The organism is Oceanobacillus sp. Castelsardo (genome assembly GCF_001659985.1).
In the GTDB taxonomy this organism is placed as follows: domain Bacteria; phylum Bacillota; class Bacilli; order Bacillales; family Amphibacillaceae; genus Oceanobacillus.
In genome coordinates this window covers 108,840-125,028 of record NZ_LYCS01000001.1, presented here as the reverse complement: position 1 = coordinate 125,028, position 16,189 = coordinate 108,840, and the positions used below count along the sequence as shown (strand labels likewise).

Here is a 16,189-nt window from a genome sequence, read left to right as displayed (position 1 = left end):
ATTTACGAGCGTCTCTTACCGATAAACTTTGCAATATCTTCTAAAGTCTTCCTTGCCTTTCGATCAGGGAGACTTTCCAATGTATGAAGTGCCTTTTTCAAGTACTGTTCACTTAATTTATAGGATTTTTCAATAGCACCGATGGAATGTAATTTATTTATGATTTCATTCATTTCTTTCTTTGAGACGTTTTCAGGATGATGAAAAGTACTTTTCAATAACAGATTAAATTCCTTATCATGCATCCCATATAGAATTGGCAGTGTAATGTTCCCTTGTAATAAATCATTACCGGCTGGTTTTCCTAGTACTTTAGAAGTAGATGTAAAATCTAAAATATCATCAATAATTTGATAGGACATTCCAATGTAATAGCCGTATTGGAACATTTTCCTGGATTCTTTGTCTGAAAGTCCTGAAACAACACCACCTAGTTGGCAGCTAGTCGCTATTAATAAAGCAGTTTTTCTTTTAATTCTTCTTAAATAATTTCTTAAATCCTGATCCCAATTGAACCGATCTTTCATTTGTTCTATCTCGCCAATACATACTTCTACTATTGTTTTAGATAAAATATGATGGACATTAGGATTTTTAAGAGAGGTAATTTCCTCTAATGCTCTCGCTAATATATAATCCCCAGTATACATAGCGACTCGATTTCCAAATCGCTTTTTAATCGTTGGTTTTCCACGTCTTAATTCTGCTTCATCAATTACGTCATCATGAACAAGGGTTGCCATATGTATTAATTCTAGCGATACAGCAACTTTTTTAATTTTTTCGATATCAAATTCACCTAATTGTCCCGAAAGAAGTACAAATACTGGACGAATTCTTTTCCCCCCAGCATTTAATAATTCTGTTGAAGCATTACGTAAAATTGGATGATTAGCTTGAATTGTTTGATGTAATGATTTTTCAATAAAATCTAAATCTTTTTTTAAATATCCATATGTCTTTGGAAGTTTCATGTGCTTCACCTTTATACTTACCAGAAGTTACACACCTAATGTGTACAGATTATTTCTATTTTTTAAAACCCATATGCATCGCCGCGACTCCAAACGTATAACTTTTTACTTTCACTTTGGAAAATCCAGCTTCTAGAAACATTTGTTTTAATCTTTCTTTATTTGGAAATGACCTTGTTGATTCATTTAACCAAGCGTATTCATCATAACTTTTGGCAAATAGCCTTCCAAACAATGGCATAATAAATCGGAAATAAAAAAAGTATATTTGTTTAAACCCAATTGTAGTAGGTTGTGACGTCTCTAAGCATACCACTTTTCCCCCAGGTTTAACTACACGATACATTTCTTTTAAGACCGTCATATAATCAGGAACGTTTCTAAGACCAAACCCAATCGTTACATAATCAAATGAGTTATCTTCAAAAGGTAATTCCATTGCATTCCCTTGGATTAACTCAAGATGCTTAATATTCTTCTCTTCTTTTTTCTTTTCTGCAACAGATAACATGTTCTTACTAAAATCTAATCCTACAACAGATCCTTTTTTGCCAACTGCCTTAGCCAAAGAGATAGACCAATCTCCAGTACCGCAACAAACATCTAGAGCGCTAGATTTTTTTTTAACCTTCATTCTTTTCATTACATCTTTTCTCCATGCTTTGTGTCGTTGAAAAGAAATGATGGAGTTCATCGAGTCGTAATTTTTATATATTTTTTCAAATACGTGATGAACACGTTCCTCTTTAGATTGTTCTTCCATTTTTATCCCTCTTCCACAATGGAGGTTTTATAGTTTAACATAGATAAGTTTATTTGTTTATCAACATAAGTTACTAAATCCTTATCTTGATAACTTTCTTGAGTCTCTAATAACTGCTTAAGAATTACAATTTTTTGTTCAATCAATAATTCGAGTTGATAAAGGAATGATGGATTACTATCTACAAATTTACTAATAAAGATAGAATATTCATTAGCGTTAAGTATATCTCTTTCTTGAATTAATCTTTTAATAAGTAACCATTCACTAGCTAAGTTATTTAAACTTGAGTCATTAAAATATTTAGCGACGTGCGAAAGCAGTAGAGTATCTATATTTTTTACAATAGAAATACTTTCTTCTAAAAGGTTATCATCTAGATAATATAGGTTCATCTTATTTTCATTAATTTCTTTAATGGCAATAGATAAGGTTTGAATAAAATCAAACTGGTCTATTTGTGCAAGTAAATAATAATATTGTCCACTATAAAAATCACCAGCTAGGACACGTAATTGATTATCCTCTTTATCCTCTTGGCTCATATCTTTATGAAAAGCTACTGGAACTTGTTCGTGGGTATCCAACGCAATCTGAACTAACATAGTAGTTATAATAAACTGTGTCTTTTCGATTAATGATAGGCTTGATTGTCTATTTATAAGTGCTGAAATAAAAATCAATTTATCTTCATCAATAGTTGGATTCCCTATTATTTGTTTTATGTATGAATGATTTAATTTATCTTTTAATTGTTTTTTTATAAATTCAATATCTATGCCAGATGTAGTCAAAAAAATCACCTAAAGCCTTTCTAGCCCCTCTTTAACTGCTCTAGTCATTATAGCATAATTCTTACGTGAACCAAATGGTTGTTTTTTCTATAATGTGAAATCGCAAACTTATTCAGATTCCATTTCCCCATTGCTAGTCTGGATTAGAGCTTTTCCTCTAACTTTTACCGCTGATGTATGTTCCGTAAACTGAGCAATCATCACTTCACCTGTATCTAACTTTTCAGAATGGTGGAAACGGGTATCTGTACCTCTAGTTAAACCAATTACATTCACGCCATCTTCCAGTGCTTTTATGACAAAGAAGTCGGAATTATATTTTGTATTATTATTCATACGAATCCTCCCAAATCTTTTTTATTCTACCATTTTATACTGAATCCATCCTTAAATCTAAAGATTTTCAAAAAACTTTTTATGTATTAGATATTTTTATGTATTAGATAACTTATTTATTTAATAGAAAACACATTATTTCGATATAAATTGGGAGTGCCTTAGTTGCATTTAAAAAAATAAGTTTTTACTCTCTAACTACCAAAGAAAAAGGATACGTTTAAAAACGTACCCTTCTTATCTTGCCCCTATGTATTTATTTAACTACATCTTTTAGGGCTTTACCTGGTTTAAATGCCGGAACCTTGCTTGCAGGGATTTCGATTTCTTCACCAGTTTGTGGATTACGACCTTTACGCGCAGAACGTTCACGTACTTCAAAATTTCCAAATCCAATTAATTGAACTTTTTCACCATTTTTAAGTGAATCCATGACCGCTTCAAAAACCGCATCTACAGCTTTAGTTGCATCTTTTTTAGAAAGCTCGCTTTTTTCAGCAACTGCATTAATTAAGTCTGTTTTATTCATGACATTCACCTCCTCCCAAATCTCGCAAATAAAATCAGAACAAAATAACTATTTAAAATCATTTGTTCACTATTTTGTCCACTTTTATACGTCTTGCCATCAAAGTGAATTGATGACAAGGCTTATAATAACTGAGATTACCATAAAATTCAACAATTAGTATCTAATTCCTTAAATATTTTTTTAAGAAATTCGATATTTATCGATAATAGACCTAACCTTTTTGAATTCTTATACTATTATTCTCAATTGTTATTATAAGCAAACTCTTCTAATGATACAAATACGACATCTCTACTGGAATCCCTTCCAAATATTTGAAATTTTTTGTTAAAAAATTAGAACAAAGGTGCTCGGGCCAGAAGTGACTATTCCGCGAATAAATTATTTTTATCAAAATGAAAAGCAGCTTTAAAAAAGCTGCTACAAAATAATTGCTATTAAACTACCTGTTCCTTCGTTAATGATTCTTTCCAAAGTATCTTTTAATTTATATCTTGCGTTTTCTGGCATTAATGATATCTTACCTTGAATTCCTTCTCTTACAATGGAACTTAATGATCTTCCGAAGATATCTGACTCCCAAATTGATAATGGATCTTCTTCAAAATCTTGCATTAAATATCTAACCAGTTCTTCACTCTGTTTCTCTGTTCCAATTATTGGAGCAAATTCTGACTCCACTTCCACTTTAATCATATGGATAGATGGGGCTACCGCCTTTAATCGAACCCCAAATCTGGATCCTTGCCTAATGATTTCAGGCTCATCTAAAATCATGTCTTCTAGACTCGGGGCGGCTATTCCATAACCGGTTTGTTTCACCATTTGCAAGGCACCCGCTACTTGATCATATTCCCTTTTAGCATGTGCAAAATCCTGCATTAATTCTAATAAATGGTCTTTTCCTCTAATCTCTTCTCCTACAATTTCTTTCAGTACTTCATCGTATAAGTAATCTGGAGCATGAAGATCAATTTCAGCTACCCCTTCTCCCATTTCCATACCTGCCAAACTAGCTTTCTCAATATACTCATACTCATCAAAGTTTCCAACGATTAGATCAACATCTCGTAATCTCTTTATATCTTTTACTGTATTTTGTATTGCTTCTTGATAATTCTCTCTTAACCAATGATTTTCTTTAAGCACCATTACCCAGCTAGGTAAATTTACGTTAACTTCCAATACAGGAAATTCAAACAATGCTTCACGCAATACACTGTTTACATCATGCTCGGACATAGATTCAACGTTTATCGCTAAAGCAGGAATATCATATTCCTCTGCTAATTGATTACGAAGGAGTTCGGTTTCTTGGCTAGATGGTCTTGCGGAATTAATAACCAAAATAAATGGTTTACCCACTTCTTTTAATTCTTCCACAATTCTTGCTTCGGCATCTATATAATCAGCGCGAGGAATTTCCCCAATTGTCCCATCTGTTGTTACAACCACACCAATGGTAGAATGTTCTTGAATTACTTTTCGTGTTCCAATTTCAGCAGCATCGTGAAAAGGAATTGGTTCTTCATACCATGGAGTATTAATCATTCTGGGACCATCTTCATCCTCAAAGCCTTTTGCGCTTTCCACTGCATATCCAACACAGTCTACCAAACGAATATTTACGTCCAAGCCTTCATCCACATTGACCGAAACAGCCTGATTTGGAACGAATTTTGGCTCCGTTGTCATAATGGTTTTACCTGCAGCACTTTGTGGTAGTTCATCGTGCGCCCTTTCTCTCTCACCCTGATCCTCAATATTCGGTAGTACAACTAATTCCATAAATCTCTTTATAAAAGTTGATTTACCAGTTCGGACTGCCCCAACAATGCCTAAGTAAATATCTCCATTAGTCCGTTTTGAAATATCTTTGAAAATATCAATCTTTTCCAAAAGATCCCCTCCCGATCTTGTATGCTTAAATTTCAGAAAAACTACGAATGATAACATTACAATTCTATGATGTTGTCCTATCAAAATATGACTTAAAGTGTTAATAAAAGAGAAAAATAATATGAAAATGATAAAGAAGACTTGGCATTAGTCTCACTTTTAGGCAAATGCCTTCGTTGAGCTTCTACAGTTCATTACGGTAGGACGAATAATCGGATCCTCAGACGGGAAAGATATTTATACTTTCCTACCTGCCAAAAAAACCCTTGCAACAATATATGTTACAAGGGAAAAAATATGTAAAATTTATTTAATTAAAAAAACAGGTTCTCCATTCTTAATCGTATAAGGTAATGAATACGCCGGGAGAAATGGTGTATTTTCCGCTAATATATATCGGATATCATCCCCTTCTGTAAAATCATGCTCGTACTCATGCAATGCATGATTTAGATCTATACGATAATCCACATATAACTTCCCATTTGTATCCATTACAATTGGCAGTGATTCCTTTGAATATGGACTTTCTACTGTTGGTGTGGATTCTAAACCTATTTTTTTATAATCTATAGAATAGATATCATCAGCTACTACTTCCCCAAATGGAGGGTAAAGATGTTCATCACGATATGTATTTACCCGGATATTAATGGAACGGATTGTTTCCGTCACTCTAAGATCAATTAATTTCACCCTTGGTTGATCATCCGGTGTAATTAGGGCATATAGATATTTCCCACCATTTTCAAATGCATTACCGGGAATTTCTGAAATTAATCCTTTCTCTTTTAATAGATTGAAATCAATCAAATATTTTTGAAAAATCGGCGTATCATTCTCTTTCGTTCGTATTGGTACTAGACCATTTGTTGCTTCACGATAATCATCTACTGCTTGTTGGACACGTACTAATTGGTCCTCATGCGCTTCCTGATTTTTAGACTTTTCACTTTCTGGATAGAGACAACCACTTAAAATAGCAATAACCAATAATAATGTAAACGTTATTTTAAAGGTATATTTCAATTAAACCTCCTCCTTCTACATGACTATGCGGTTGGACCACTTAGAACTATGTAAATGATAATAAATGCTCCAAAAATTAGACTGATATAGGCAAATAATGAAACGATTCTAGCTATCCAACCTTTTAATTTGTATCGACTGAGAAAAATAAGTCCCATAGCCAAAAATAATAAAAGCATCCCGACAAAGGATATGTACATTTTAAGCATCGAAATCGACATTTTTTTCACTCCTAAAATTTTATACGCAAATCGTATTATACCATACGAAGTCTATTTCTAAGTATTAAAAAGACACGTAAAGCGTAACAGCCAAAATAAAAACCGAGATGAAGGGGGCTATCTTCACCTCGGTGTTGACTAAATAACTCCATGCAAGCTCTATCTTTGAATGCTTGTGCGATTTATTTTATGCATGTAAACGTATTAATGTATACTCACTTGCCCAGAATTGTTACTTTTTAAATAAATCATTTAAAGATTGTGCGTCTCCAGGTATCTTGTTGTTAGTGATTGCCTGAACAATAGAGTCTTCTTTCTCCTTCGTTAATGGTTTATTAGCCATTTTCGCTAGATGACGTACCAGATTACGTACTGTTTTCTCATCTGAGAAATTTGCATTTTTTACAGAGTCTGCCACTTTCAAAATATCTTGAGGATTTATGTTTGAGTTTTGTTGTATTTTGTCAAACATTCCTTTTTGGAATTTATTCACGTTACTTCCTCCTTGCATTTTTAGTTCAAAATAGTATATGCAAGGAGTTTCATTACGTGTTATTTTGAATATCGTTCATATAATAAATGAGCAATATCATTCATTTCTTCTCGTTTAGAACGAGTCATTAATTGTTCCACTACTTCTTTAGGTTTTTTGTGGTTATATAGTACATCGTATATTCCCATTGTAATTGGCATTTCAACATTTTCTTCCTTAGCAAATTGATATGCAGCCTTTACAGTCCTAACCCCTTCTACAACCATACCCATTTGCTCAAGAACTTCATCTAAAGGATGTCCTTTACCTAATAAATTACCTGCACGCCAATTTCTACTATGAACGCTTGTACACGTTACAATTAAATCCCCTACACCAGAAAGACCAAGAAAACTTAATGGGTTTGCACCTAATTTCGTTCCTAGTCTTGCTATTTCAGCTAAACCTCTTGTAATTAGGGCAGCTTTAGCATTATCACCATAACCTAATCCATCCGAAATACCTGCACCTAATGCAATAATATTTTTTAAGGATCCTCCAAGTTCGACACCTAAAACGTCTTTGCTTGTGTATACTCTAAAGGCATCATTAGTAAAAATATCTTGCGCAATTTTTGCATTCTCTTCATTCAAAGATGCAACAGTTACGGTTGTGGGATGCCTTAAAGCTACATCTTCCGCATGGCTAGGACCTGATAATACTACAATATCATCGTATTTATAATGTTCAATCTCTTCATCAATAATCTGTGTTACTCTTTTTAAAGTGCCAGGTTCAATCCCTTTAGACGCATGAATTATTGGTATAGAAGGGCTGATCATTTTATTAAGCTCTTTAGAAACCTCTCTTATCGCTTTTGTTGGAACAACCATTACAATTGCTTTAACATTCTCAACAGCTTTTTCTATACTTGAAAACGCAACAATATTTTCTGAAAGGGGTACATTAAGATAACGTTCATTTTTATGAAACTTATTAATTTCTTCCATTTGTTCTTTTTTATAGCTCCATAAATTCACATGATAGTTATTATCTGATAGTACAATACTTAAAGCCGTACCCCAACTACCAGCACCCAGAACTGCAATTTTATCCATTGTCATCCCCCTAACCACGCCTACGTGCAAATATCTTTATAGGTGTTCCTTCAAACCCAAATGCATCTCTAATTTTATTTTCCAAAAACCTTTGATATGAAAAATGCATTAATTCAGGATCATTTACAAATATAACAAAACTTGGTGGTTTTACAGCTACTTGGGTAGCATATAAAACTTTTAGCCTTTTCCCTTTGACTGTCGGAGTAGGATTCATAGCTAATGCATCCATAATAACATCATTTAACACGTTTGTTGGAATCCGTTTGGAATGATTCTCACTAGCTAATTGAATCATAGGCATTAAAGTATGCAATCGTTTTTTTGTTTTGGCGGAAAGAAAAACGATTGGAGCATAGTCTAAAAATTGAAAATGTGCCCTTATCTTTTTTTCAAATTCTTTCATCGCCTTTTCATTTGATTCAATCGTATCCCATTTATTCACTACAATTACAATTGCTCTTCCAGCTTCATGTGCATAACCAGCAATCTTTTTATCTTGTTCTCTTATTCCTGTTTCTGCATCAATTAATACTAAAACGACATCAGAACGGTCTATTGCCTTTAAAGCTCTTAATACACTATACTTTTCTGTTGATTCATAAACTTTACCACGTTTTCGCATCCCAGCTGTATCCGTGATAACATAGTTTTGACCATCCCTTTGTAAATGTGTATCTACTGCATCCCTAGTCGTTCCTTCTATATCACTTACAATAACTCGGTTTTCATTTAAAATGGCATTAACAAGAGAAGATTTACCAACATTTGGTCTTCCAATCAAACTAAAGTATATCGTATCTTCATCCTTTTCTTCCCCTTCCATCTTAGGGAAATGACTAACAACCTCATCTAATAAATCGCCTAAACCTAATCCGTGCGCTCCAGAAATTGGATATGGTTCACCAAAACCTAATGAATAATATTCATACACCATGGCTCTCATTTCCGGATTGTCCATTTTGTTGACACCTAACACAACTGGTTTATTAGATTTAAACAACAATTTCGCTACTTCTTCATCAGCGGCTGTTATCCCCTCTTTCCCATTAACAATAAAAATAATAACATCCGCTTCATCGATTGCAATTTCTGCTTGTTGTCGCATTTGAATAAGTAGTGGTTCATCTCCAATTTCGATACCACCAGTATCAATTAAATTAAATTCTTGATTAAGCCATTCCGCTTCAGAGTATATACGGTCTCTTGTAACTCCAGGTATATCCTCTACGATAGAAATTCTTTCTCCCACTAATCTATTAAAAATGGTTGATTTCCCAACGTTTGGTCTTCCTACTATTGCTACTACAGATTTCCTCATAAAAAGAGTTCCTTTCTCTTTTACAATATTAAAATAAAAGGGCTCTCGCTTGTTGCGAAGCCTCTATATATTCTAGCAAATATAGAAATTATTAACAATTATAATATGGGTTTATCTGTTCATTAATGTTTAACAACAATAAATAATTCGTCACTCAATCCGTGAACGATCCCATCTGTAATTGCTTCAATATTAGCTGCCACCTTCTCTAACTCCTCTTTCGTTTCACATATAAAAATAGGCGCTCCACCAGATACTTTAGATTGATCTAAAGTAATGACGGCTAATATTGCTTTTTCAATCATCATTTGATGGTACCTCCTTATTATGAGATTTAGATTCAGACGGCATTCTAATCGCACTTTCTAAAACAGGGACTTGACCAATAATTTCAATTGCCTTATCCACATCTCTAACTTGAGGAAGTACAAACACACCCAATCTACCATCATCTAAATCCCGCTTAATTAATGGAGTAAGTGCTGGCGTTCCTGAATCACGAAATACACCTAAAGCAATAGATACATCATGTAAAATAGCTTGTCTTTGTCCTAAATTTGATACCGTAGTAATGGTGTTCATATCTTTAGGAGTTAAAACAAAACCCATTCCATATTTCTTAATTTCTTTTTGTCTTTCGGGTAATCCGATATTCATAATATAAATATTATCGACATATAAACCAGCCCCATCAAAATGTAAGTCTTTATATTCAATATCTACAATTTCTTTCATAACGCTTCCACTCATTAAAATTTTAGACAGAATAAAACATATAATAGTTGCTACGATAGCAAAGATAATATTCGTAAATACATATACAAAGGTCACGATAAATGAAGTAATGATAACGAGATAATTCCTACTTTCAAAAGAAATGGCAATCCCTTCAATATACGTCTTTCCTCTAGAAACTAATTCATAGCTATCTACTTCATTTAATGTATTTCTTTCCATGTTACGTACTTCTCTAAATTGTGTTGCTGCAACTGTTAAAATAGTTACCGCTGTATATTCCTTCGATAATAGTGCAGGTATAACTAATGAACCTAATGCTGCAGCTATAAACCCTAAAGATACATGAATCGTTTTACCATGAAGATAGGTTGGATATTGTCGATAATCTGTTCTTAACATTGCAATTCTTAGGATAGTACCTATTAAAATTCCAAAAAGTATAGGATAAGTAAATTCGCTCATTTCGCCACCTCTAATTTTGTTAATAATTTTGTAATGAGGGTTGTTACTTTAATTCTCCCTTTATGTAGTATGTCTAAAACAGTCAATAATAAAAGGGCATATATTAAAGTATCTAAAAATGCTTTTTCACCTACTACTTCCTGAAACCCGTATCCTGATAAAATAAAACTATAGATCATTTCCCCAGTAAGCATACCGAACAGACATATACTTATCCGACCTCTAAAGTTATAACTAAGTATAGTAACTAAATAACCAATGATAATAGAAATTAAAATTTCTCTCGGTAAAATAACCCAAATTGGAGAGATCTTTTCCCAAAGCAATAATGCGGAATAACAAATCGTTATTGTAAAAGCGGAAAGTAAATGGTAAATCGTTTTTGTTTGTTTAGACATTAATATAATCGTTCCACCTAAAAGTATGAAAATTGCTAAAGAAAATACAAAAGGACCAATATAGAAATAAAAAGATGAACCTATAATTGTTAATAAAGTCCAATAAGCTAATAGGGTACGTCTAAATGATTTTTTCATAAGAAACGTAACAATGATCCATAATAACCAACTAGTCCAGAAAAACAAAATACCTTCTTCCATTTTTTACATATCACCACCTATTATTACGCATTATTGCTAGATTACGTTAAATTTATACAATTTCAAAAAATTGTTTTTCTATACTTTTTACAGAAGAATTAATAAAAAAGGCTTTTTCCTTTTTTGGAAAAAGCCTTTTTTATTAATTCTTGTATTTATTTAGTTTATCGCCAATTAAATCTCCAAGATGTATTCCAAATTGTTCTTCATCTTTTTCATATTGTTTGTACTCTTGTTCTTCTTGCTCTTGTTCAAGTTCTTTTATACTTAACGAAATGCGTTTTTCGCTCTCATTAAGGTCAAGTACTTTTACTTTAACCTTTTCACCAACTTCTAAAACCTCTTGAGGAGTACCAATGTGGCGGTTAGCAATTTGGGAAATATGAACTAATCCTTCTACACCTGGTAAAACTTCAACAAATGCTCCGAAATTTACAAGTCTTTTTACTGTTCCTTCTAAAGCATCTCCAATTGAAATATGTTCCTCAATATTTGCCCATGGTCCTGGTAATGTATTTTTATGGGATAGTGAGATACGCTCATTATCACGATCAATAGATAAGATTTCAACTTTAATATTGTCCCCTTCAGAAACAATGTCAGAAGCTTTCTCAACATGCTCATGAGCGAGTTGAGAAATGTGTACTAATCCATCAATTCCGCCAAGATCAACAAAAGCGCCAAAGTTAGTAATCCTTTGAACCGTTCCTTCCACTACTTGTCCAGGTTCAAGTGTTTGAAGTAATGAACTTTTCTTCTCATTTTCTTCTGCTTCCACAACAGCGCGATGTGATAATATAATTCGATTCTTTTCTTTATCTAAATCTACAATTTTTACTGTTAAATTTTTACCTTTATAATCCGTAAAATCATCTACATAGAAAGTTTCTACAAGGGAAGCAGGGATAAAACCACGAATACCTACATCTGCTACTAGGCCGCCTTTAACAACGTCTTTCACTTCTGTTTCAAATACTTCTCCATTTTCGTATTTATCAACTAAATCATTCCAAGCAAGTTCTGAGTCTACTGCTTTTTTAGAAAGTATTACCTCATCATCTTCCACTTTTTTTACTTTAACTGTTAGCTCGTCCCCTTCTTTAACAACATCACTTGTTGCCTCTACATGAAGATTAGATAACTCACTAATTGGAAGGATTCCCTCCGTCTTGTAACCAATATCTACAAGCACTTGTTTTTCTTCTAATTTAACTACCTTACCTGTAACCGTATCATCTACATGCAATTCTAGTAATTCTTTGTTTTCTTCGCCCATATCCATAACCTCCTATTACAATAACAAAATGAAATTAAAACCTATTCTTTCTATATAACTTCTAATAATTGTAATTATTTGTCAAGTAAAGATACTTGATTTTCATGATTTTCTTTTATTTTTTTTATTTCAATCATAATTGCGTCAGCTACTTCTTTTGCAGATTTTTTGTTTGTTCGATAATATTCCATATCCATAGGTTTTCCATATATTACTGTTAATCTTTGAAATTTCTTGTAAGGACCAATGATAGCGCACGGTATAACTTGTGCTTCGGATCTTAGAGCAAAGAAACCAGCACCAGCTAATGGTTCACCAATTTCCCCAGTCTTACTACGTGTACCTTCAGGAAATAATCCAACCGCATTGCCATTTTTTAATATTTCAAGACCTCTTCTTAATGCATTTCTATCAGCCAATCCGCGTTTGACAGGAAATGCATTAATGCCGGTTAACAATTTCCCAAACAAGAAGTTCTCAAACAATTCTCCCTTGGCCATAAAGTGAATGTCCCTAGATGATGTGATTCCGACAACTGGAGGATCTAAATTCGATATATGGTTTGAACATATGAGTACTGATCCTGTTGATGGAATATTTTCTTTTCCAATAATTTTAATACGGTATAAAGGAAATAAGATAATTGCCACTATGTTTTTAGCAATGGTATAAAGCATAAGTTCTCTCCCTTTACTAAACTTCTCTCAAATAGTTATAAACTACATTTAATATTGCTTGTACAACTTCATCAATAGTTAAAGAGGTTGTATCTACTTCCACTGCATCACTAGCCTTTATTAAAGGAGATACTTTACGATTCATATCCATTTCATCGCGTCTTTTAATATCTTCTTTAAGTTCTTCCAAATCAGTTAAAATTCCACGACGTTTATTTTCTTCGTACCTGCGGATTGCTCTTTCTTCCACACTTGCAATTAAAAATATTTTTACTTCCGCATCTGGTAAGACATGGGTACCTATATCTCTTCCATCCATCACTACTCCCCGATGTTCAGCAAGTTTTTGCTGTCTAAGAACCATTTGCTCACGAACGGCAGATATTTTAGCGATATAAGAAACATTGTTTGTTACTTCTTGGTTGCGTATCTCTTCCGTAACATTTTCACCATCAAGTAGAACGATTTGTTTATTGTCTTTTTGATTTAATTCTATCGTAGTATGTAATAAAATTTCTTCTATTTTTGATTCGTCTTTTAAATCTAAATTATTATTTAACGCTTTTAATGTCAATGCACGATACATTGCGCCAGTATCAATGTAAATATACGATAGCTTTTCGGAAATTATTTTTGCCACTGTACTTTTACCAGCAGCAGCAGGACCATCTATTGCAACTGCAATTCTTTTTTCAATCATGTTTTTTTCATTCATTCCTCTCATTCAATCCATTGTAAATATTGTAAAACTAATCAGTAGGTGTTGAATTAACTCCCATCTTCCACCGAATTAATTGAACTTATAATCTACGCTTAACATTCCTAAATAGAATAATAACATACATTGAAAAAAATGGTCTATTTATTAATAGATATTATTGCAATTCTTTTTTTCTAATCTCACGTTCCCTTTCAAAGCAAAACCGTACAATTATTTGTTGTTCTTTCGTAGTAATATTATTAAATTTAACCGAAGTTCTTAGTAAAGTGTTTTTCAATTTTTTTTGGTAAACAATCTCACCATTTAAAGTTAAATACTCAAAGTCACCTGAGGCCATTGGAAGAACAATAAATAAATTTAAATGGTCACTAATCTCAAGAAATCGATCCTCTTGAATGGTAAAAGAAAGTCCTCCACCACTAATATCGGAAGTAACCCCCGTAAATGCCTGGAATTTATTCTTTACACTATGGATAGCGATATCAACAGCTGTTTCAACCCTTACAAATTTCCTTCTTTGAATCCTATGTATTTCTTCTTTTTCTGGATATGGTATAACCAGGGCTGGTATTTTTGAATTGATCCTTGATTGTATTTTACTATTAAATTGATACACCGCTTTATTATCAATAAAAGATATAGATACCCTCGTTCCTACAGCTAAATAGGTCGTTTTATTATTATGAATACTAATCGGGTAATCAACAACTAAATATTGTTCAGTTTCTTCGATTATTTTACAACGATACTTTATCACTTTATTTTTTGCTTCTCTTACTTCAAGGGTTATGGAAGAACCAATCTTCATATAAAACCCACTCCTTCAATTAATCCTCAGAAAAGATAAGACTATATACCTATTATTGCAAAAAATAATAAAAAGGGAAAGGTTTTAAACCTCTCCCTTAGTTCATAGCATAATTTATTTCACTTCCACCAAGTTTTTCAACTTTTTCTTCTCTTCCATTTAAAGCATTGATAAATATTCGGTACGTATCATCACCGTAAACACCTAAAAATTCATACGCTAAAATTTCTTCTCCCAAGTCATTGTCAATTATAGCCAAAAACTCCTCTTGTATATCTACATTTGGATTCACCATTTCTTTTGCTTCAGAGTTTGAAATTTCCGGCTTAGGTATACTTCTTTCCCTATGGTTTTTCATATAATTTTGCGCAGTTAATCCTAATATCTCACCATTATCTAGTGCTACTTTGACCTCAATCGCATCAGAATATACCCTTACTCCATCCTGACTATATAAGTAAGTAAACGCCCCTATATTATCATATTGACTACTTTGAAATAAAACCATATTTTTAAATCCTAATTGCTTAATATACTTTGTGGCATTCTCCATTCCCTCATTTAAACTTATCTTCTTTTCTCCAACTGGTCTACTTTTTAATAGTGTGATTGGATTTCCACCTTGTTTAGTAATATCCATATATCCTCTTCGATCATCACTAACATAAGTTGCCGTATATAACGGAACATCCGCTCCATCCCCTGTTTCTGATAGCTTAATTTTTGATGGGTCTTTTACTTTTAATATATCCTTACTAATTCGCAACGCTTCATTCTCACTTATTTCCTTACTCCCTTTTAAATAATTGTATTGGTGGTTCTCAGCTGAAGTACCGATAATAGATGATTCCACATTTGTTTCTGAAAATCCTTTTACAGTCTTCTCCACTGTTTTTAATCCATCTATTACAGTATTATCACCTTGGTCATCATCCGATGCTAATGCTAACTGGACATCCATCCACCGCAAGTTTTCTTCCAATGCTATGTGCTGAACCTTTCTTAATTCTTGTTCAATTTCTGCAGATTGTTTGTATAGCTGTTGTAAAGTGTCTGTTTCCTTATCAGTTAAAGGAGAATCATCCAAGTTTCTAACAGCCGTTCGATAAGTAAAGTCTCCTATTTGCGAAAGAAATTCCTCCGTTTTATTAAAAGGTAAAAGTGCCAAAGGTAACTGACTTACATCTGAAGAAGCTTCTGAAGTCAATCTCCAAATTTCTACCATCTGTGGCGATAATCGCTTATCTGAATTCATTGCTAATGCTGTACCAATCTCATCATGGAGTAAATCAACATGGTAAGCAAGATTATGGAAGGCTCTTTGATAGTTGTTCTCCGCCTGAATCAGAATAGCATTCTTCTCTTGGTGTTCCTGATAACCCCAAAAAGCTGTTCCTGCGACAACTACGGCTAATAAGGCTATCAATATCCATCTCTTCATTTAATTCA

19 protein-coding genes are annotated in these 16,189 nt (G+C 33.0%); all 19 read right to left on the bottom strand.

Annotation, left to right across the window (positions count from 1 at the left end; all coding sequences use genetic code 11):
* Window positions 1-2: 2 nt before the first annotated feature.
* The 19 genes from hepT to ypeB all read right to left on the bottom strand — a co-directional run bounded on the left by hepT (window position 3) and on the right by ypeB (window position 16,181).
* Window positions 3-974, bottom strand: a complete 972-nt coding sequence (gene hepT / locus A9178_RS00690; protein ID WP_068672004.1) for a heptaprenyl diphosphate synthase component II — start codon at window positions 972-974, stop codon at window positions 3-5.
* Between the two features lie 55 nt (window positions 975-1,029).
* Window positions 1,030-1,737 (bottom strand): demethylmenaquinone methyltransferase, encoded by a 708-nt coding sequence (locus A9178_RS00685; protein WP_068672003.1) that lies wholly within the window; start codon window positions 1,735-1,737, stop codon window positions 1,030-1,032.
* Between the two features lie 2 nt (window positions 1,738-1,739).
* Window positions 1,740-2,531: a heptaprenyl diphosphate synthase component 1 gene (locus A9178_RS00680; protein WP_068672002.1), complete on the bottom strand. Its 792-nt coding sequence runs from the start codon at window positions 2,529-2,531 to the stop codon at window positions 1,740-1,742.
* 108 nt (window positions 2,532-2,639) lie between these two features.
* Window positions 2,640-2,867 (bottom strand): trp RNA-binding attenuation protein MtrB, encoded by a 228-nt coding sequence (gene mtrB, locus A9178_RS00675; RefSeq protein ID WP_068672001.1) that lies wholly within the window; start codon window positions 2,865-2,867, stop codon window positions 2,640-2,642.
* Between the two features lie 256 nt (window positions 2,868-3,123).
* On the bottom strand, window positions 3,124-3,396 hold the full coding sequence (locus A9178_RS00670; RefSeq protein ID WP_047185013.1) for an HU family DNA-binding protein: 273 nt from the start codon (window positions 3,394-3,396) through the stop codon (window positions 3,124-3,126).
* Between the two features lie 423 nt (window positions 3,397-3,819).
* Window positions 3,820-5,298, bottom strand: a complete 1,479-nt coding sequence (gene spoIVA, locus A9178_RS00665; protein ID WP_068672000.1) for a stage IV sporulation protein A — start codon at window positions 5,296-5,298, stop codon at window positions 3,820-3,822.
* 306 nt (window positions 5,299-5,604) lie between these two features.
* Window positions 5,605-6,327 (bottom strand): hypothetical protein, encoded by a 723-nt coding sequence (locus A9178_RS00660; protein ID WP_082918034.1) that lies wholly within the window; start codon window positions 6,325-6,327, stop codon window positions 5,605-5,607.
* A 23-nt stretch (window positions 6,328-6,350) separates the two neighbouring features.
* The gene (locus A9178_RS00655) at window positions 6,351-6,548 is read right to left on the bottom strand and encodes a DUF2768 domain-containing protein (RefSeq protein ID WP_068671999.1); all 198 of its coding nucleotides are present in this window, start codon (window positions 6,546-6,548) and stop codon (window positions 6,351-6,353) included.
* Window positions 6,549-6,780: 232 nt separating this feature from the next.
* Entirely contained in the window at window positions 6,781-7,041 is a 261-nt protein-coding gene (locus A9178_RS00650; protein WP_068671998.1) for a stage VI sporulation protein F, read from the bottom strand.
* 59 nt (window positions 7,042-7,100) lie between these two features.
* Window positions 7,101-8,138, bottom strand: a complete 1,038-nt coding sequence (locus tag A9178_RS00645) for an NAD(P)H-dependent glycerol-3-phosphate dehydrogenase (RefSeq protein ID WP_068671997.1) — start codon at window positions 8,136-8,138, stop codon at window positions 7,101-7,103.
* A gap of 10 nt (window positions 8,139-8,148) precedes the next feature.
* A complete protein-coding gene (der, locus tag A9178_RS00640; RefSeq protein ID WP_068671996.1) occupies window positions 8,149-9,459 on the bottom strand; it encodes a ribosome biogenesis GTPase Der in 1,311 nt (436 codons plus the stop codon).
* A 122-nt stretch (window positions 9,460-9,581) separates the two neighbouring features.
* Window positions 9,582-9,767, bottom strand: a complete 186-nt coding sequence (locus A9178_RS00635; protein ID WP_068671995.1) for a capping complex subunit for YIEGIA — start codon at window positions 9,765-9,767, stop codon at window positions 9,582-9,584.
* A complete protein-coding gene (locus A9178_RS00630; RefSeq protein ID WP_068671994.1) occupies window positions 9,757-10,659 on the bottom strand; it encodes a YIEGIA family protein in 903 nt (300 codons plus the stop codon). The genes A9178_RS00635 and A9178_RS00630 overlap by 11 nt, the downstream gene beginning before the upstream one ends.
* Window positions 10,656-11,258 carry a YphA family membrane protein gene (locus A9178_RS00625; protein WP_068671993.1) on the bottom strand — a complete coding sequence of 201 codons (603 nt, stop codon included), beginning with the start codon at window positions 11,256-11,258 and terminating at the stop codon, window positions 10,656-10,658. Before A9178_RS00625 ends, A9178_RS00630 begins: the two co-directional genes overlap by 4 nt.
* 142 nt (window positions 11,259-11,400) lie before the next feature.
* Complete coding sequence (gene rpsA, locus A9178_RS00620; RefSeq protein ID WP_068671992.1) at window positions 11,401-12,534, bottom strand: 30S ribosomal protein S1; 1,134 nt, start codon at window positions 12,532-12,534, stop codon at window positions 11,401-11,403.
* A 74-nt stretch (window positions 12,535-12,608) separates the two neighbouring features.
* Window positions 12,609-13,211, bottom strand: coding sequence for a lysophospholipid acyltransferase family protein (locus tag A9178_RS00615; protein WP_068671991.1), 603 nt, complete (start codon window positions 13,209-13,211; stop codon window positions 12,609-12,611).
* Between the two features lie 16 nt (window positions 13,212-13,227).
* Complete coding sequence (cmk, locus tag A9178_RS00610) at window positions 13,228-13,908, bottom strand: (d)CMP kinase (RefSeq protein ID WP_068672652.1); 681 nt, start codon at window positions 13,906-13,908, stop codon at window positions 13,228-13,230.
* Between the two features lie 178 nt (window positions 13,909-14,086).
* Window positions 14,087-14,740 carry a flagellar brake protein gene (locus tag A9178_RS00605; RefSeq protein ID WP_068671990.1) on the bottom strand — a complete coding sequence of 218 codons (654 nt, stop codon included), beginning with the start codon at window positions 14,738-14,740 and terminating at the stop codon, window positions 14,087-14,089.
* Window positions 14,741-14,837: 97 nt separating this feature from the next.
* On the bottom strand, window positions 14,838-16,181 hold the full coding sequence (gene ypeB / locus A9178_RS00600) for a germination protein YpeB (protein ID WP_068671989.1): 1,344 nt from the start codon (window positions 16,179-16,181) through the stop codon (window positions 14,838-14,840).
* Window positions 16,182-16,189: the final 8 nt, after the last annotated feature.

Bases quoted from the DNA above. Each gene is read 5' to 3' on its own strand.
- A9178_RS00645 (WP_068671997.1), bottom strand. From the start codon at position 8,138: ATGGATAAAATTGCAGTTCTGGGTGCTGGTAGTTGGGGTACGGCTTTA.
- hepT (WP_068672004.1), bottom strand. From the start codon at position 974: ATGAAACTTCCAAAGACATATGGATATTTAAAAAAAGATTTAGATTTT.
- mtrB (WP_068672001.1), bottom strand. From the start codon at position 2,867: ATGAATAATAATACAAAATATAATTCCGACTTCTTTGTCATAAAAGCA.
- A9178_RS00630 (WP_068671994.1), bottom strand. From the start codon at position 10,659: ATGAGCGAATTTACTTATCCTATACTTTTTGGAATTTTAATAGGTACT.
- rpsA (WP_068671992.1), bottom strand. From the start codon at position 12,534: ATGGGCGAAGAAAACAAAGAATTACTAGAATTGCATGTAGATGATACG.
- A9178_RS00635 (WP_068671995.1), bottom strand. From the start codon at position 9,767: ATGATGATTGAAAAAGCAATATTAGCCGTCATTACTTTAGATCAATCT.
- A9178_RS00615 (WP_068671991.1), bottom strand. From the start codon at position 13,211: ATGCTTTATACCATTGCTAAAAACATAGTGGCAATTATCTTATTTCCT.
- der (WP_068671996.1), bottom strand. From the start codon at position 9,459: ATGAGGAAATCTGTAGTAGCAATAGTAGGAAGACCAAACGTTGGGAAA.
- A9178_RS00625 (WP_068671993.1), bottom strand. From the start codon at position 11,258: ATGGAAGAAGGTATTTTGTTTTTCTGGACTAGTTGGTTATTATGGATC.
- ypeB (WP_068671989.1), bottom strand. From the start codon at position 16,181: ATGAAGAGATGGATATTGATAGCCTTATTAGCCGTAGTTGTCGCAGGA.
- A9178_RS00655 (WP_068671999.1), bottom strand. From the start codon at position 6,548: ATGTCGATTTCGATGCTTAAAATGTACATATCCTTTGTCGGGATGCTT.
- A9178_RS00685 (WP_068672003.1), bottom strand. From the start codon at position 1,737: ATGGAAGAACAATCTAAAGAGGAACGTGTTCATCACGTATTTGAAAAA.
- A9178_RS00670 (WP_047185013.1), bottom strand. From the start codon at position 3,396: ATGAATAAAACAGACTTAATTAATGCAGTTGCTGAAAAAAGCGAGCTT.
- A9178_RS00605 (WP_068671990.1), bottom strand. From the start codon at position 14,740: ATGAAGATTGGTTCTTCCATAACCCTTGAAGTAAGAGAAGCAAAAAAT.